This window comes from bacterium (assembly GCA_022616075.1).
Classification (GTDB): Bacteria; Acidobacteriota; HRBIN11; order JAKEFK01; family JAKEFK01; genus JAKEFK01.
The window spans coordinates 1-17566 of record JAKEFK010000056.1 but is presented as its reverse complement, the minus strand read 5'-3'; the positions used below and the strand labels follow the sequence as shown (position 1 = coordinate 17566).

At 48.6% G+C, this 17566-nt stretch carries 14 protein-coding genes; 10 read left to right on the top strand and 4 right to left on the bottom strand.

Going from position 1 to position 17566, the window contains the following annotated elements; translation table 11 throughout:
- Nucleotides 1–236 precede the first annotated feature (236 nt).
- The 3 genes from L0156_04905 (at nucleotide 237) to L0156_04895 (ending at nucleotide 6138) form a co-directional block, all read left to right on the top strand.
- Entirely contained in the window at nucleotides 237–1769 is a 1533-nt protein-coding gene (locus L0156_04905) for a sigma 54-interacting transcriptional regulator (protein MCI0602333.1), read from the top strand.
- 135 nt (nucleotides 1770–1904) lie between these two features.
- On the top strand, nucleotides 1905–2873 hold the full coding sequence (locus tag L0156_04900; protein MCI0602332.1) for a right-handed parallel beta-helix repeat-containing protein: 969 nt from the start codon (nucleotides 1905–1907) through the stop codon (nucleotides 2871–2873).
- 79 nt (nucleotides 2874–2952) lie between these two features.
- Nucleotides 2953–6138, top strand: a complete 3186-nt coding sequence (locus tag L0156_04895) for a protein kinase (GenBank protein ID MCI0602331.1) — start codon at nucleotides 2953–2955, stop codon at nucleotides 6136–6138.
- Between the two features lie 47 nt (nucleotides 6139–6185).
- On the opposite strand, the gene L0156_04890 is transcribed toward L0156_04895, so the two are convergent.
- Entirely contained in the window at nucleotides 6186–7301 is a 1116-nt protein-coding gene (locus tag L0156_04890; protein ID MCI0602330.1) for an epoxide hydrolase, read from the bottom strand.
- Nucleotides 7302–7399: 98 nt separating this feature from the next.
- On the opposite strand from L0156_04890, the gene L0156_04885 reads away from it, so the two are divergent.
- Nucleotides 7400–8014 carry an ABATE domain-containing protein gene (locus L0156_04885; protein ID MCI0602329.1) on the top strand — a complete coding sequence of 205 codons (615 nt, stop codon included), beginning with the start codon at nucleotides 7400–7402 and terminating at the stop codon, nucleotides 8012–8014.
- A 102-nt stretch (nucleotides 8015–8116) separates the two neighbouring features.
- Nucleotides 8117–8317, top strand: coding sequence for a hypothetical protein (locus L0156_04880; GenBank protein MCI0602328.1), 201 nt, complete (start codon nucleotides 8117–8119; stop codon nucleotides 8315–8317).
- Between the two features lie 242 nt (nucleotides 8318–8559).
- Here L0156_04880 and L0156_04875 read toward each other — a convergent pair whose 3' ends face one another.
- Nucleotides 8560–11859: a tetratricopeptide repeat protein gene (locus L0156_04875; protein MCI0602327.1), complete on the bottom strand. Its 3300-nt coding sequence runs from the start codon at nucleotides 11857–11859 to the stop codon at nucleotides 8560–8562.
- 325 nt (nucleotides 11860–12184) lie between these two features.
- Here L0156_04875 and L0156_04870 point away from each other — a divergent pair, with 325 nt between their 5' ends.
- Nucleotides 12185–14575, top strand: a complete 2391-nt coding sequence (locus tag L0156_04870) for a protein kinase (GenBank protein MCI0602326.1) — start codon at nucleotides 12185–12187, stop codon at nucleotides 14573–14575.
- Between the two features lie 21 nt (nucleotides 14576–14596).
- Here the strand turns inward: L0156_04870 and L0156_04865 are convergent, their stop codons facing one another.
- Both L0156_04865 and L0156_04860 read right to left on the bottom strand, forming a co-directional pair.
- Nucleotides 14597–14965, bottom strand: a complete 369-nt coding sequence (locus tag L0156_04865) for a hypothetical protein (protein MCI0602325.1) — start codon at nucleotides 14963–14965, stop codon at nucleotides 14597–14599.
- Nucleotides 14919–15155 carry a hypothetical protein gene (locus L0156_04860; GenBank protein ID MCI0602324.1) on the bottom strand — a complete coding sequence of 79 codons (237 nt, stop codon included), beginning with the start codon at nucleotides 15153–15155 and terminating at the stop codon, nucleotides 14919–14921. Before L0156_04860 ends, L0156_04865 begins: the two co-directional genes overlap by 47 nt.
- On the opposite strand from L0156_04860, the gene L0156_04855 reads away from it, so the two are divergent.
- From L0156_04855 to L0156_04840, 4 genes are all read left to right on the top strand, one after another.
- Complete coding sequence (locus L0156_04855; GenBank protein MCI0602323.1) at nucleotides 15142–15816, top strand: sulfatase-like hydrolase/transferase; 675 nt, start codon at nucleotides 15142–15144, stop codon at nucleotides 15814–15816. The genes L0156_04860 and L0156_04855 overlap by 14 nt on opposite strands.
- Before the next feature lie 154 nt (nucleotides 15817–15970).
- Nucleotides 15971–16735, top strand: a complete 765-nt coding sequence (locus L0156_04850; protein MCI0602322.1) for an ECF-type sigma factor — start codon at nucleotides 15971–15973, stop codon at nucleotides 16733–16735.
- Complete coding sequence (locus L0156_04845; protein MCI0602321.1) at nucleotides 16707–17366, top strand: serine/threonine protein kinase; 660 nt, start codon at nucleotides 16707–16709, stop codon at nucleotides 17364–17366. Before L0156_04850 ends, L0156_04845 begins: the two co-directional genes overlap by 29 nt.
- A partial coding sequence (locus L0156_04840; GenBank protein MCI0602320.1) for a hypothetical protein occupies nucleotides 17363–17566 on the top strand: 204 nt, incomplete at its 3' end. The genes L0156_04845 and L0156_04840, both read left to right, overlap by 4 nt.

Sequence of the window (17566 nt, the reverse complement as noted above, 5' to 3'; positions counted from 1 at the left end):
CGCCCTCTGGGCTGCGGCTCGCAGACTTGCTGGCTTCGTTGCTCGCTCGTTACATACCACAGCGGGTATGCGCCTCGCTCGCGCCTTGCCATCAAGCCTGCTAGCCAGCAGCATATGTCATCATATTTATGGGGAGGGACACTAAGGTTGTGTGGCGGCTGTTTTCTCCCCCTTAGAAAGCGGGAGATTCATGCATCGCACAAACAGGACAGTTTGCTTTTTGTTAGAATGACGGGATGAGGGAAGGCATAAGTTCCACTGAAGTTTTCCGGCTTTTGTCCGTCTTAAACTCCCGGTTGCGGATTCAAGATCTCCTACCAAAAGTGCTCGATACGTCCCTGGAACTGACCGGCGCTGAAAGGGCATTTCTGATGTTGTATGACCGTTCGAATCAACTTTCTATTAAGGCCGCGCGCGACCACAAGCAAAAGGATTTGCCGGAAGAGGATTTTTCCGGATCCACTTCCATCATTGAAAAGGTTTTGACCGAACGCAAACCGTTATGTCTCCCTCGCGTACGGGATCATAAGGAATTTGCTGCGGCCGGGAGCGTCCGCAAATTTAATCTTCATTCCACAATTTGTCTCCCGCTTTTCTATTCTGATCCGGACAAAGAGAACACATCAAAACTGCTCGGCGTTCTTTACATCGATTCCTCGAAAGAAGTGGCAGCCCTCACATCGCAGGATTTGCAGCTGATGGAAATGCTTGCTAGTCATATTGCGATCACACTTTCGAATGCCCGCTTGTTTGAAGAAATAGAGGCCCTCAATGCGAAACTTCAAAACCGCGTGGAGGTTCAGGCCAGCAGCCTGAACGAAATGAAAATGCTTCTTGCAGAAACACAGCGCGAAGTTGCTAAGGTCTACGGACTGGGAATGATCATTGGGAAATCAAAACCGATGTTGAAGCTGTTCAAGGCTCTTGAAAAAGTTGTTCAAACCGAAGCAACCGTTCTCATTCAGGGTGAAAGCGGCACCGGTAAAGAAATGGTCGCCAAGTACATTCATTACAACGGCCCGAGAGAGGAGAAGCCGTTGATCTCGATCAACTGCAGCGCTTTCAACGATTCTTTGCTGGAAAGTGAATTATTTGGATACGTCAAAGGCGCATTTACGGGAGCGGACAAAAACAAGATTGGACTGTTCCAGATTGCAGATGGTGGAACTCTGTTTCTGGATGAAGTGGGAGATATGAGTCCTGATATGCAAAAGAAGCTTCTTCGCGTACTGCAGGAAGGAGAGGTACGTCCGATCGGAAGCGGAACAGCATATCGCGTGAATGTCCGGATCGTTGCGGCTACAAACAAAAGACTCAAGGATTTGATGCAGTCAGGACTATTTCGTGAAGATCTCTATTTTCGGTTAGCGGTGATAACGTTGGAAGTTCCGCCTTTACGAGAAAGGAGAGAAGATATTCCTCTGCTCATTGATTACTTCCGAAACAAAATATCGGATGAACTGAAAAGGCCGTTGCCGGTCCCCTCCGATTCCGTATTCAGGAAACTGATGACGCATGATTGGCCTGGCAACATCCGCGAGCTGGAAAATGAGCTGCGTAGCATCTTTATTTTAGAGGATCAATACGAATGGAAAGATCCTGCTGAACAAACAGAAGATTCTGAAGAAATGAATCTGTTGGAGCTGGAAAAACGGACAGTCCTTCGTGCACTGGAATCGGCGAATGGAAATAAAAGTAAGGCAGCAGATCTTCTTGGCATTACGCGCCGCACATTCTATAAAAAGCTGATCAAGCATCACATCTATTAAACTGTGCCCTTTGTATCCGGCGCCTGTATAACTTGGGCACACTAACAATCCGTAGTAAGTCTCTGATTCCTCGGAAACACTAAGAATTCAGACTGGCATCAAACTTGAATACTGTGCGAACCGGAGGGATTACGAATGAGAATCATCACATTTCTTGCAGTCTTGACATTTCTGTTTGCGCTGTCAGCAGAGTCAATTCCGGTGAGGGACTGTGGCACGGTACTGGACACGCCCGGAGGACGTTACAGGCTGGTTCGAAATCTGGAATGTACTAGCACAGCAATTCGAATCACGGCGGATGACATTGAGTTCAATCTTGGCCGAAGAACTATATCGGGTCCGGGCAGTGGTGCTTCAGCTACCGGAATTCTGGTTGATTCAGCAGATAATGTTCACATTCTAAACGGACAAATCAATGAGGTCACCAGAGGGATCCTTGTTCAATCCGCATCAAATAATCGAATTCAAGACGTGAGTATCTCGGATTGCACGATCGGCATTTCGTTGTTTTCGACTTCAGATTCTGTAGTAACAAGTAATACTATTAGTTCCGCTTCGTCCGTAGGAATTTTTGCGTTTCCGGATAATGTAGCAACAGTCAATAACAATCGCATTTCTGAAAACACAATTGTGAATTCATTCAGGGCAATCGCGCTACAAGCAGGTAACGGTAACCAAATAATCAACAATGCGGTTTCTGATTCTCAGGAAGTCGGTATTTATCTGATTCAAACAGTGAATGATCTGGTACAGGGAAACACAATTATCCGATCTGCACTTGTGTGTATCCAGGTTTCAGAATCCAACGGACTACAAATCCTGAACAACACGTGTAACGACAATACCAGGGGAATTGTGTTGGGAAATAATTTAGGAGAAGCTCCCAACAACGATAACACTATCCAGTGGAATACCACGAATCAGAATTCAGACATTGGAATCTTCATTGTGATAGGGACTGGAAATGTTGTTCAAGGAAACACTTCCTTAAACAACACCAGCAGCGACATGTGGGACAACTTTCTTTGTGAGAATACCTGGACGTCGAATACGTTTGTCACGGATAACGAAGGAGACGGACCGGGCGCCGGCTGTATTCAATAGAAGAACGTAGCGCGGGCGTCCCGCCGGCGCAGTAGCCGCAGACGAGACGTCCGCGCTACTTCGGGATATAATCGCGTGTGTGGATGAGCGCGAAGATTTTATCCGCAATGCGCGCCTCAAGATCGAATCCCTCAACGACGAACTCGAGGATCAAACCGTAGATCCGGTCGACGTTTCCGAAGAACGGTATGAAATCAAAACGTTGCTGGGGGAAGGGGCTGCCGGACGCGTTTGGAAGGCGTATGACAGGAGACTCAAGCGTAACGTCGCGCTGAAAAAGCTCCGCCTCGAAGGCACAGGAACGCCCGAGCGTTTTCTTCGTGAAGCGCGCAATCAGGCCTGCGTTCAGAATCCAAACATTTGCAAAGTATTCGATGTCGGCAACATCAACGGCGAACCCTACATCGCCATGCAGTGCATCGAAGGCCGTACACTTTCCGCTGCTTCCACAGAAATGACTTTGCGGAACAAAGTGGAGGTCATGAGAACGGTTGCGGAGGCGGTGCACGCAGCGCATGAAGCCGGACTGGTCCACCGTGATCTGAAACCGGGCAATATCCTTGTTGAAAAAGCGGGTGATTCATGGTTGCCTTACATCACTGATTTCGGTCTCTCACGCGAAGAGGATTCGGCGGATCGAACAAAAACAGGAATGATTGTCGGCACGCCTGCATACATGGCGCCCGAACAAGCTCAGGGCAATATTCGCGACATCGACCAACGCACGGACGTCTACGCACTGGGCGCAACTTTTTACGAAATCCTATGCGGCCATCCACCATTCACCGGAACCAGCGTAGAAATCGCGCTCAAAACGATCCAGGAAGAAGCCCCCTCTTTGCGAAAACAGAATCGCGAAGTAGCCTACGATCTTGAAATCATCGTGATGAAGTGTCTGGAAAAGGAGCCGGAACGAAGATACTACACGGCCCAGGCGCTGGCCGATGATCTCTCACGCTTTCTGGAAGGGGAGCCGATCCTCGCAAGACGCGCCAGCTGGCATTACCGTATTGGCAAAAAAGCGCGAAGGCACCGGAAGATGGCTGCGATTCTGGCAGCCGCTTTCATCGCTGTGATTTTTTCCGCAAGCTTCGGACTCTATAACTGGTGGACCGCAGCAAAACGCGCAGAGATTGCGCAACAGTTTGGCCAGGAAGTTGCGGAGATCGAAGGCTTCCTGCGATACACTTCCTCTCTTCCCCTCCATGATATTCGAAAGGAAAAACTACTCGTTCAACAGAAAATGCAAAAGATACAAAATCAAATGGAGATTCTGGGACGTCCCGCTCTTGCGCCCGGAAACTACGCACTGGGACGCGGTTATCTTGCGCTCCATCAGCACGACAGAGCGCGCACTCATCTGGAAGCGGCATGGAAAAACGACTATCAAACACCGCAAATTGCATATGCGCTGGGTCGTGTTCTGGGAGCGCTGTATCAAGAGGAACTCGAAAAGCTGGAGCTACTCTCCAGTCCGGAAGCGAAGGAGGCCCGCAGACAGGAGATCGAAAAACAGTTTCGAGATCCTGCCGTGGCTTTCTTGAAAGCAAGCAAGAACAGCGCAAGCATCTCCTCCGATTATCTGGATGCATTGATGGCGTTTTACGCAAATCGTTACGAAGATGCCGTGAAAATCAGCGCCAGGGCAATGGATTCCGCACCCTGGTCTTATGAAGCAAGAAAATTGCAGGGAGACATTCACGTTTTTCAGGGAGCGCAGAAACAAAGGTCGGGTGATTACAAAGGCGCGGGCGAAGATTTCGAGAAAGCAGGAGACGCCTACAAAGCCGCGACCGAGATCGCTCGTAGCGACTCCTCTATCTATGATGCTGAATGCCACCGGTTGATACAGGTTCTCCGGCTGGTTGAATTGCAGGGGGTTCCCACAGAAGAACAGTACGCCGGCGCTATTTCGGTCTGCGATCTTGCTCTTCAGGTGGATCCCGAAAATGCAAATGCATGGAACCGGAAATCGGTGATCTATTCGGACTGGGCAGTTATACTGCGGACGAGGAAAGGGAATCCCGCGCCGGTGTATGACAAGGCTATTCAGATGGCAAAAAAGGCGCTGGCTATCAAGCCCAATTTTCCAGAAGCCTGGAATAGCCTTGGGAACAGTTATGTTCACCTCGCATACGAGCAATGGGACACCGGGATTGAAAGGGACCAGACCATTGAATCTGCCCTGCAAGCTTTTCAGAAAGCAATCCAGCTCAAGCCGAACGATGAATCTTACTGTTATCTGGGCGATGCGTATTCGGACCAGGCGGTTGCAAGAATGGAAAAAGGAATCGATCCGACTTCTTCCTTTGACAATTCTGTGAAAGCTTATGAAAACGCGATCCGGTTGAATCCGCGACACTACAGTAATTTCAGCAACCTGGGGATGGTTCTAACGCGTAAAGGAATGTATCAACTTCATCATGGAAAGGATCCGGCAAACGTTTTGAAGATGGCCATTGAAAATTATCGCAAGGCGCTCGAGTTAAACGCTAAATTTATCTTTGCCCACAATAATACCGGTGTATCCTTTGCAACCCTTGCGCAATACGAAATGACTCAGGCGCTCAATCCACTCCCCTCACTGGATCAAGCAATCCCTGCGTTCCGCAAAGCAATGGAAATCAATCCGAAGTTTCCCCTTCCTTACCTCGTTTCTGCAAGAGCTTATTGCATTCGAGCGGAATACGCAGTGCAAACTGACACGAATCCGGAACCGGATCTGCAGCAAGCGCGAACGGCAATCCGACAGTACATGGATCTGTCCGGAAGTGCGCTAGGATCGAATAAGGATGAAGCTTGGATCGAATTGGTAGAAGCAGAATGGGCTTTGCTGAAAGGAGCGTCCGCTCGAACTTTTTTCGAGAAAGCGGAATCCAGCCTGCGCTTGTCCCTGAAACACAATCCTGAAGATGCCGAAACGTATCGCAGATTTGCCAGATACTACCTGCTATCGGCAAAAGACAAAATGAGCCGTAAGCAAAACCCAGCAACCGAAATCAAACTTGGGTCAAATCAGATTGCTGAAGCTCTGAAAAGAGACCCTCAATGGGGAGAAAGTTATGCTCTTCAAGCCGAGCTGTTCCATTTAGCCGCTCGAATCCAGCAACAGGATGCGCTGAAAAAGAAAATCGCAATCAAAGCAAAAAATGCTTTGAAAAAAGCATTTGAGCTGAATCAGAATCTGCGCGGAAAGTATGACAAGCTGATGAGTGAGCTTGAAAAATTGGAATTAACCGCCAAGTCGCCAAGAACGCCGAGATAAAAAATATGGATTATTCTCTTCTTGGCGCCTTGGCGCGTTGGCGGCAATTAAAATTCAGCTGCGGAGGCGATGATCTCTTTTGCAAAAACCTCCGGCATTTCCATTTGCGCAAAGTGGCTCCCTGCGGGATATTCCGTCCAACGGCACACGTTGTAACCACGCTCCACCCATTCGCGCGGAGGCATCGGCTCTTCTTTTGCGAAGCGGGCAACTGCGGTTTTTGCATTGACCCGTTGTTCGGGCCCGAGGTGAACAGGCATTTTTCGTGCTTCGTAATAAAGACGGATCGACGAACCGAAGCTCACTGTCACCCAGTAGAGCATGATGTTGCTGAGCAACTCTTCATAAGTAAAGTGCTCCAGCACGCCTCGCTCACAATGACTCCACCCGTGTGCTTTTTCCAGGATCCAGGCGGCCAGACCAACGGGAGAATCGTTGATTGCATACGCGAGTGTTTGAGGTTTGGTTCCCTGAATTTGTGAATAGCTCCCTTCTTTTTTCATCCATTCTTCCTCACTCCTGAAATATTCCTTTTCTCGCTCTGTCAATGGTTCATCTTCTTTAATAGAAGGCCGATACGAACCCGGAATGTAATTCAAATGAATGCCGATCAAGGATTGCGGAGCATCCAGTCCGATCCATGTTGAGACAGTGGCTCCCCAATCTCCACCTTGCGGGATGAATCGTTCATAACCCAGCGCGCGCATGAGTTGAACCCACAACGCCGCGATTTTTCTCGGATTCATCCCGGGCGAATGCGATGCGTCTGAAAATCCGTATCCCGGCAGCGAAGGAATCACGATGTGAAAACGATCCTGAAGAAGTGGCACAATTTTAAGCTGCTCCAGAAACGAACCGGGCCATCCGTGAGTGATGATCAACGGAAGTGCTTCGGGATTTTGGCTGGGAAGATGAATGAAATGGATACGGAGGCCATCGATATTCATACGGAATTGAGGAAAAGAGTTGATCCGCTCTTCTTCTCTTCGCCAATCAAATTTCTCCTGCCAGTAGGCCACCAGCTTTTGCAAAACATCAATGTCGGTTCCGTAGTCCCATCCGGAATTCCGGATGCTGTCCGGCCAGCGCGTCTCCGCAATACGTTTCTGCAAGTCTTCAAGAACGCGGTCAGAAATATGAATTTCAAATGATTCGAGTTTCATGATCAAACCTCCAAAATTTATTTAGATGGTTAGATCATATACTCTTTTCTACTGACCAGTCAATTGCATTTTGGGAGTTAGGGGCTTAGAATGAGCAGATGGCTCAAGATCGATTTGAACTTCTCGGGGGGATCCTCTGCCTGGATTTTGTGAATACGATCCATGAATATGGAGCTGTGGATCCGCGGGAAGAGCTTCATAGTTTCGATGACCTGGTCGCTTTTGGAAATCAGGCCGGTGCAATCACAATTCGGCAAGCCGCTAAGCTTTTAAAACGAGCCTCCTCCAATCCGGCGATGGCAGCCAGGACGCTTGCCGCAGCCAGAGAATGTCGTCTTGCGCTGTATCATCTCTTTTCTGCCATTGCAGGCGGAAAGCATCTCCCGGCCCGGGATCTCCATTTTCTGAACCGCCAGTTGAGCCGGACTTTCCAGAATTTACGAATCCGAAGCAAAGGGGATGAAGTGGACTGGTCGTGGGAAGAAGGCAATCCAAAGCCGGAGCGCGTGTTATGGCCGATCATCCGGTCCGGTACCGAGTTATTGACTTCTACCGACCGGCGGCTGATCCGAGAATGCGGATCACAAACCTGCACATGGTTGTTTCTGGATCGCAGCAAAAATCGAACGCGCCTCTGGTGCGATATGAAAACTTGCGGGAATCGCGCGAAATGGCGACGTTATTACAATAAACACAAAACAAAGGAGGACTAACATGCTGATTATTCGTGAAGTTTTTACGGCAAACCAGGACAAGCATCCAAACTTGCCAAATTGTTTAAGAGAGCTTTCGGCCGGGATACGAACATGCGCGTAATGACCGATGTTGTAGGCAACTACAACACTGTCGTAATAGAAATGCAGGTCAGTAGCCTGGCGGAGTTCGAAAAGCAAATGGAAGAATACAAATCCGGAAAACCGGATCCGAACATGGATCCTGCGGTTGCAGAGGAAATGTCAAAGTACACAGAAATGTATGTGACCGGCCGTAGAGAGATTTTCCAGATCGTAGAGTAAAGGCTTCCAGTAATTGAAGCTCAGGAAAGTTCCCCGCGCCCAGACCTCAAACTAACCTCGGTGTTTTACAGACTCTTGTCTCCCAGCGCCTGTTGAATCGCCCTTCTCTCGACATTTACTGCAAGTTGTTACGGTATTCCCTACAGAAGCTTCTCGAAGGCGCCTATACTGCTCCGGTGTCAATCGTTGGACATCGATCTTTAATGAATCGCCGCTGCGGTATATAGCCCAGAGGACGAGGTCTAAAGCGGGGCCCACTGTCCGGATTGAATAAAACCTGCCCAATAGAACGGATGGGCGCGGCCGTTACGTTTCATTATGCTCAACTGCACTTTACGCAAAGCCTCGCCACGACCCATTCCTGACTTCAAACTTTTGTAGTAGCCGGTCATCATCTCGCGTGTTATGTAATCGCTTACAGGCCAGAGGCTCATCACCAGTGATTCTGTTCCTGACAGGAAAAACGCGCGCCGTAAACCGTACACGCCTTCGCCATTTTTCACTGCGCCCACTCCTGTATCACAAGCAGAAAGCGTAACGAGCCTGGTTCCCCACAAATTCAATCCCGAAGCTTCCAGAGCTGTCAGGATTCCGTCATCCTTACCGCTGCGACGCAAGTTTGCTCCTGCAAAAGCGAGACCAGATCTCAATAACGGATTTTCAATCCTTGCATTCGATTTTGAATCTATATCGGTTAAGAAGAATCCGTGAGTTGCAATGTGCAAGATCCGGGGAGCTGCAACTTGTTTTAATCCCGTTTCGGTTGCTTCTTTTCCCGTGAAGACATTGGCGTCACTGAAAAATGTCTTGATCGTTCGCGCTTCTTGACCTGTACCGGCCAGTGGAGCGAAGTAGACATCCGAAAGATCAGAGCCGGTTGTCACACTTCGCCGATTTCTGTTCAGCGCAAGTTGAGATGATCCGGGACCGGGTTCGCCAAACATGGGATTCGCCAACACAGCAGGAGAGTTGTTGCTGTCCCGCACCACTTGTAGCCGCAGCAGGTCCCTCCCGCTTGTTAGATACGAACACAAAAAAGTTTCGACAAGATAGCGATTCTGTTCATCGACAAGCGCTTCAAAGGGAATGAGATTGAGCTCTCCATCCGGTGATATCAGAAGTTGTGCTGAACCTTCAAGGAAAGGAAGGATCGGCTGCATAATTTTTTCATGAACAACGCGCGCGAGTTGCTTCACATCCTTGCGGGACGCATCGCGCAGAGCCTGCCGCAAGTTGTCCACCAATTTGTCAATTCCATCGGAGGGTCCCAATTCCTTCCAGCGAATGTCGCCCTGATTACGGATCACGTAAGCGACATAGCGGAGATCTTTAGCATTTGCCGGATGATAGAGTGCGAACTCCAAAAGCACCGATTCATCCGGGATTGATCTACGAATAGACTCGAGGGCTACGGATTGCTTCTGCGAAACGAATTCCGCGTTTCGGCGACTTATCTCATCCTGAAGCTTCTCAATTTTTTCTTCCAACGCGCGGGATTCCGCGGTCGTCGCTAAGTCGGGTGCATAGAATATTCTCTGAGCCAACTGGGACGTGGAATCGTTTAATTGATCCAACAAATTCCGGTCCTTCGGTTCTGAGCGGCGACGCAAAGAGGATAGCGTATCGGCCATCGAATCTAACACCCGGCCTTTAAAACGAAGGACTGTGGTCGCCGCAAGTTCGGCAGCTCTTGAATCGGCAGGTGCTTTGCCAATATGCAAAGAAATATTCCTATCCATATTAGAAGCGTAAGCCAAAACGGAACTGAGCTTTTGGCGTTCAGATCCAATGGCGATCGCAAGCGCAAGGTTGTGTTCCACTACAGCATTCGCGCGAGATTGAAATTCAATCGCGCGGGCAATATTAGCTTGGTTCGCATAGACATTAGCGAGTCCATTCAGCGGTTCCAGTGATGCGGGCGCATGAATTCCCTGAGCCTTTTCGGTGATGATTAGAGCGCGACGGAACATCGGTTCCGCTGCGATGAATTGTCCATTCAAAAGAGCGATCTGCCCAAGTACGGTCAGGGCCTCTGCAACATGTGGATGATTCGGTCCATGGATCTTTTCGAAAATTGTTAATGCGCGGCGGCTTGCTTGCTCCGCAGCAGAATAGTTCTCTTTGCCGATGTATGCTGTGGCGAGTCTTGTAAGGATATCGCCCAGTTCCAGGGTATCTTCTTTCCAGAGGTTTTCGATAATCGACATCGATCGCTTTAAGTATGCTTCGGCGGCCGTGTAATCTCCTTTCGAGTTGTTAATTTCACCGAGATTTACAAGAGCGTGAGCAATTTGCAGCGGAATCGGATTCGTGGCCTTTTCCCGCCGTTCGAGAATCTGTTTGTACATCTCTTCGCCACGCTGGTAATCGCCGCGGGCGCTATGGATATTTGCCAGATTGGCTTGCGCAGAAAGAATTCCGTTTTCATTCTTTAATTTTTCATTTATGTCTAATGCGCGCTGATAGAGTGCCTCGGCCTCATCGTACTCTCCACGTCTGTAATTTACCCGGGCAATATAATAGAGAACTCTTGCAACCGGCAAACTGTCTTTCCCATTTGCCTTTTCTTTGGAAGACAGTTCGCGCTTATAAAGTTGAATGGACGAGTTAAAGTTCCCTGTTGTGTCGTACAAAATGCCCAGGCTGTGAAGCGCCATCGCGTATTGCGGATGATCTTCGTTCAGCGATTTCTCCAGAATGGCAAGCGCGCGCTTCAGTATCTCCTCCGCCTTTCCGTATTTCTGAGAATCAAAAAGATATCTGCCATAATCGTGGAGCGCGTATCCGGTATAAAAGTGATTGCTGTCGAGAGTGCTTTCGCGAATCGTTAGAGCGCGTAATGCGAATGATTCTGTTTTCGCAGTATCCTCCGTCAAACTGTAGAAGCGCGCCATGTCGTTACAAGATGCAGCAACATCAGGATGTTCGGCGCCCAACACGCTTTCCCTGATTTTCAATGCGCGCTGGTAAAGCGGTTCAGCCTTTGCATAATCCTTTTTTCCTGTATAAATGTTTGCAATGAGGTTCAGGGCGCGCGCATAGTCCACATTTTCAACGCCCCAGGTTTGTTCGAAAATTTGCAACGTTTGTTCGACAAGCGGAAGAGCATCGTCATAGTTCCCCTCTTGTTCTAGCCGCTCCGCTTCACGGAAACCTGAGCTCGCGTTGAATATCAGACGATCTGTTTCCGTTGCAGTTCGAATTTGTTCGAGTCGAACTTCATAACGTCCGGCAACCGCGCTTTTCAGAGCAGGCCGGATGTCCAACCGGTAGTAGCCCATTTTATCCGCAATGAACTCCAATTTTTCCCTGCCCTGATTCCTGTTCTCTTGATCACAAATAGCGATCTGCTTTCCATCAACATCTTGTAAATTCAATGTGAGGTCAATGTTGATTTGGTCGACTGTGATACGAGCAAAGTCCCCTTTTTGAAGCGTGATTTGATACGAGCGTGCTTCACCCCCGGACAATTGGACAGTGACCGGGTTTCCTGGCTCTATCCGAGCTATGTCCTGGATCGGTTCAGAATTGAGGGAAGACATGAAAACTAATAACGCCAACAAGAAAGAGCCAAGCAATGTATGTGGCACAATCTTCCTCACTGGTATAAGACAAAACCGAGAAAATCTTTCATTCGTCAGTTTACGCCTGCGCTACTTCAACTCAAAGGAGAAAGTACTCTTTTGTAGGCACTCTTTATTGATTCCTTTGGGGAGCGGGTTTTGAAAAAACCTCTAGCCCCGACAAAAAATCGGACGCATATTCCTGATATTTGCGGCAGCTTGAAGACATAAATTTGGCACATCATCCGAAGAATGACATACAATTCATTTCTGACTAGAGGCGCAGCCCTACCAACTCAGAGAAATGAGTGAAGACGAGAACTCTTTCCCCAATACGATCAGCCATTATCGTGTATTGCGGAAAATCGGAAAAGGCGGGATGGGGGAAGTGTATCTTGCCGAGGATGACCGTCTCTCCCGGAAGGTAGCGCTCAAGATTTTGCCACTCGAGTTTACAAAAGATCCTGACCGCCTGCGCCGTTTCCAAAACGAGGCCCGCGCGGCCTCAGCCCTAAATCATCCCAACATTATCGTCGTCTATGACGTTGGGACAGAGGGGCAAGTTCCTTTTATTGCGACCGAGTATGTTGAAGGGAAAACACTCCGAACGCAACTGTCTTCCGGAAGAACGAGTCTTCGGGAGGCACTTGAGATCGCGATTCAAACTGCCAGTGCGCTCGCCTCGGCTCACGAAGCGGGAATTGTGCATCGTGATATCAAGCCGGAAAACATCATGCTGCGACCTGACGGCTACATGAAAGTCCTGGATTTCGGTCTTGCTAAAGTTACTCAAACCAGCGGCTCCACTGACATTACTGATGCACCAACAATTACGGAAACAGGCTACGTGATGGGTACAGTGAAATACATGTCGCCTGAGCAGGTAAGAGGGCTTCTTGTTGATGCTCGTTCTGATATTTTTAGTCTCGGCGTCCTGGTGTATGAGATGGTTGCCGGCGTTACACCCTTTCAAGGCGAAACGAGAAGCGACATTATCGCGGCAATACTGGGAAAAGATCCTTTGCCTCTGGCCAACTACTCGTCCGGCGTTCCTGGGGAATTGGAATGGATTGTAACTAAAATGTTGCAGAAGGATAGGAACGATCGCTATCAGACTGCAAGGGAACTGCTGAATGATCTACGGCTTTTTAAACACAAGCTGGAAGTTTCATCCGAAATCAAACGGTCAGGCCCAGGCAAAACTAAAAAATCCTTTTCAACCCGAGCACGCGAAATCTCTTTCAAATTTGTTTTCGGAATTCTCGCAATCATTTTGTTGCTCGTAATGACTTTTTATCAATTCAAAAAAGCAACTGGAGACATCGACTCTATTGCCGTCTTGCCTCTTCTTAATGCTGGAATGGAAACTGAGATGGAGTATTTGACAGACGGCGTCACGGAGACTATCATTCGCAGCCTCTCCCAGTTGCCAAACTTGAGAGTGATGGCGCAATCTACTGTTTTCCAATACAAGCGACGAAATGCGGACCCGCAAACTGTCGGAAAGGATCTTGGTGTGGATGCAGTAATGACCGGCAAGGTCATCCAACACGGGGACGATCTTCTAATAAGCATTGAGCTGGCAGATGCGCGAAACAATAGCTACATTTGGAGCAATCAATACCGCGGGAAAGCGTTCGATTTACTTTCCATTCAATCTGATATCGCGACCGATATTTCCGATAGACTCCGCCTGGGATTAAGCGGTAAGGAAAAAAAACTGCTTGCGAAACACTCTACGGACAATGCAAAAGCGTACCAGCTCTACTTAAAGGGACGTTACTTCTGGAGCAAGAGAACAAATGAAGGCTTCGAGAAAGGTATTTCGTACTTTCGCGAGGCATTAGACAATGATCCAGGCTACGCGTTGGCCTGGGTGGGATTAGCCGATTCTTATTTCGGACTCACATTCTATCAATATACCGCGCCAAAAGAAGCAATGCCTAAAGCAAAAGCTGCTATTGCGAGAGCTCTTGAAATTGATGAGTCGCTCGCTGAAGCTCACATTTCCCAGGCACATTTAGCAGTAAACTTTGATTGGGACTGGACGACCTCCGAAAATGAGTTTAAGCGCGGATTGCAACTGAATCCCAACTATTCAACCGGACATCAATGGTATGCCATACATTATCTGATTCCTATGGGTCGGTTCGATGAAGCTCTCGCAGAATTAAAACGAGCCCAGGAACTAGATCCCTTGTCTCCGATAATGACTACGTTCATAAGCGCAACACACTACTTCGCGCGGCGGTATGAAGAGGCGACAACGCAGTGCAAGAAAGCGCTCGAGTTGGAACCAAATTTCCCTGTAGCGCGCTGGCATCTTGGTTTAATTTATGAGCAAATGAAGATGTACGAAAAAGCTATCTCCGAACACAGGAAGGCAGTCGAGCTTTCGGGAGGCAGCCCCCGGCTGATTGCTGCACTCGCTCATGCATATGCGATTGGGGGCAAGCGTGAGGAGGCGATGCAAGTCGTCGCACAACTGAATCAGCGCGATTACGTATCGCCCCTGGAACTGGCAGCCATCTATGTAGCTCTCGGACAGAAGGAGCGAGCTTTTGAGTTATTAGAGGAGGCTTACAACGAGCGGTCGTTCCATTTCACTTACCTCAAGGTACGACCGCATTTCGACCCCATTCGCAATGACCCACGTCTTGGGAACTTGATCCGCCGGATCGGCCTTGAACCTTAACATCCGTACCTGCGGCATGCGTTATTGATGCCGCAAGAAATGTCGGCGGTTCGGCGCAATTCTCAGCGATTTTTCAAATTCGGTTTTGGCCTGCCGTGCATCATCCATTTCTAAAAGCATTTCTGCAACCATCTCGTGACCAGGCATGATCGCGCCCGGGGTGACGGAATGCTTTTCCGTGCTGTCTTCCAGCGCAACCACTTCGCGCATCATTCGCCAGTGCGTCTGCTTTTTTCCCGCTCCGTCTTTATCTCCATGCTGTTTGCTTTTTCGACAGCATTTTTTCCCCTCTTTATTCCTTCCGGACCAGGAGGTGGCCAAAGTTGATGGTGGTTGCTCATCGCTACTCCCAATATGCCATGGCACATTGAGGATCCATCGCAGCAACATTGCTGAACGTTTTCTCCGACTCTGCGTACCAGAAGTCGTGCAGCAAGGCTACTCCACGATTGAATTCTTTTTGAGCATCCGGCGCACAGGAAACAGCGAAGCTCACCTCGCCCAATTGTTCATGATGATCATCATGTTGATGTTCCTGTGCTGTCGTCCTTGCGGCAAAAATTAGAATGAAGAGAAGCATCCACGTGATTCTCACCGGGGAGGTAAACTTTGTGGACAGTTTCATGGGACTTTTGTTCAACAAGTTAAAAGCGTTGGGAATCTACGAAGAAACCTTGATCGTTTTTCTTTCCGATCACGGCGAAAGCCTGGGAGAGCATGGATACATCGGTCACAACCAGCTCAACGAAGTTCAACTACGCGTGCCATTGATCATGCATATTCCAGGAATTCAGGCAACGCAAATTGATGCTCCACTGGAGTCTATCGATGTGATGCCCACAATTTTTGAACTTTTGAAGATCCAATCCAATTCCAATGGATTCCAGGGAAAAAGCATCGTGCCTCTCATTGGGAACCCAAGCGCTTTTGATAAAAATCGGCCACTGATTTCTGAAGAACGGGACCAGGTTCGAGTCAGAGTGGGAGATTTTGTCCTTGTTTTTTCTCCCAATGGAAGGTTTACCGAACAGCTCTACAACCTGGAGATGGACCGGCATGAAATGCAAAACATAGGAGCCAGGAATCCTGAAGTCATTGAGAAGTTGAAATTACCGTACTATCAAATGGTTGCCGGAAGCAAAAATCTTTCCGCTCAATTTGTACTGGAAAAGGGGAAAAAGCCTGTTCTGGATGAAGAAACAAACGATCAATTGAAAGCTCTCGGTTACGTCTCGCAATAGAAACGCTTTTCACTTTCTAACGTCCTGCCTTGCTATCCACTGAATCTAAAGCCATGTCGCAGTATCCCTACACGATTTGACCCGCTACCATCTTCGCTGGGAATTTCCACTATCACGAACGTATGAAGGTTTGCGTAAGGGTATAATACTTAGAATGAAACTAACTTCGTCAAACGAAGTTACTCAGCTGCTACACGCCTGGGGCAACGGCGACAAAGAGGCGCTGCATAAACTGATGCCGATTGTTTATAAGGAGTTGCATCGTTTGGCGGCAGCCTATATGCGCAAGGAAAGTCCTGGCCACACCCTGCAGACCTCAGCTCTGGTCAATGAAGCCTATATCAAACTCGTTAATCAGAAAAATGTACGATGGGAAAATCGTGCTCACTTCTTTGGTATTGCAGCGCAATTGATGAGGCGTATTCTTGTCGATCACGCGAGGAGTCGTTCTCGTATGAAACGGGGCGCGGATGCTCAAAAACTTTCGTTAAACGAAGCCCTAGTTGTTACGGCGGGCGGCGCGGAAGCGTTTCTCTCGCTGGAGGATGCGCTCATTCGTCTGGCCGAGATTGATGCCAAAAAATGCCGGATTGTCGAAATGAAAATGGGGGAAGTCTATCGTGCGCGAGATCCCCGGATCGGCCGTGACGTTGCGATCAAGATACTCCCTTCCCATTTTTCTCAGGAACCGGACCGCGTCCGCCGTTTTGAGCAAGAGGCACGCGCTGCCGGCGTTCTGAATCATCCCAATATCCTCGCGATTTACGATGCTGGAACTGAGAATGGTTCTCCTTATTTAGTTTCTGAATTATTGCAAGGCGAATTGCTACGGGAGAAGCTCAAGGGCAATCCGCTCACCGTTCGAAAAGCGATCGATTATTCTCTTCAAATTGCCAGAGGTCTTTTCTGCTGCCCATGAAAAAGGAATTGTTCATCGTGATCTGAAACCGGAAAATATTTTCATTACAAAAGAAGGTCGCGCAAAGATTCTTGATTTCGGGTTGGCCAAGCTGATTCACGTGGAACTGCCTGCAGGTCAACTGAATCGGGAGGAATTCGTGCATCATAAAACCGAAAGCGGAGTTGTTGTTGGAACAGTTATATATATGTCTCCTGAACAGGTGCGTGGATTAAAAGTGGACCACCGGTCTGATATTTTTGCTTTTGGATCAGTTTTGTACGAAATGCTTTGCGGCAAACGTCCGTTTCATGGCGACTCACAGATCGAAGTCATGCATGCAATCCTAAAAGCGGACCCACCCGAACTTTCAAAAAACAATACAGATATCCCGCCTGAATTAGAACGAATTGTGCTGCGTTGCCTGGAAAAAGATCCGAATCATCGTTTTCAATCCACAAACGATCTGGCTTTCGCGTTGGAAGGAGCAACATCCAGTGCTGCTCAGAGCGTTTCCCATCAGACTCCGAGACGAAATGCCAGTAGAAAGGCTTTGATGGCAGCTGCCGTTTTGATTCTTTTCACAGTTTTGCTTTTGGTCTATTGGAATCGCATTCTGAAAACTGAATCAAGTCTTCAGCGATCGGAATGAAGATTTCCGCGCTGACCACAACAGGAAAAATTTTTGATGCAGCCATATCCCCTGACGGCAAGTATGTCGCCTATGTGGTTAAGGATGGCGACATGCAGAGCCTCCGGGTTCGGCAAGTTGCGACCACGAGTAATGTTCCTATTCTTCCTCCGGCCCCGGTGCGCTTTCAGGGTATAACGTTTTCAAGAGATGGAAATTTT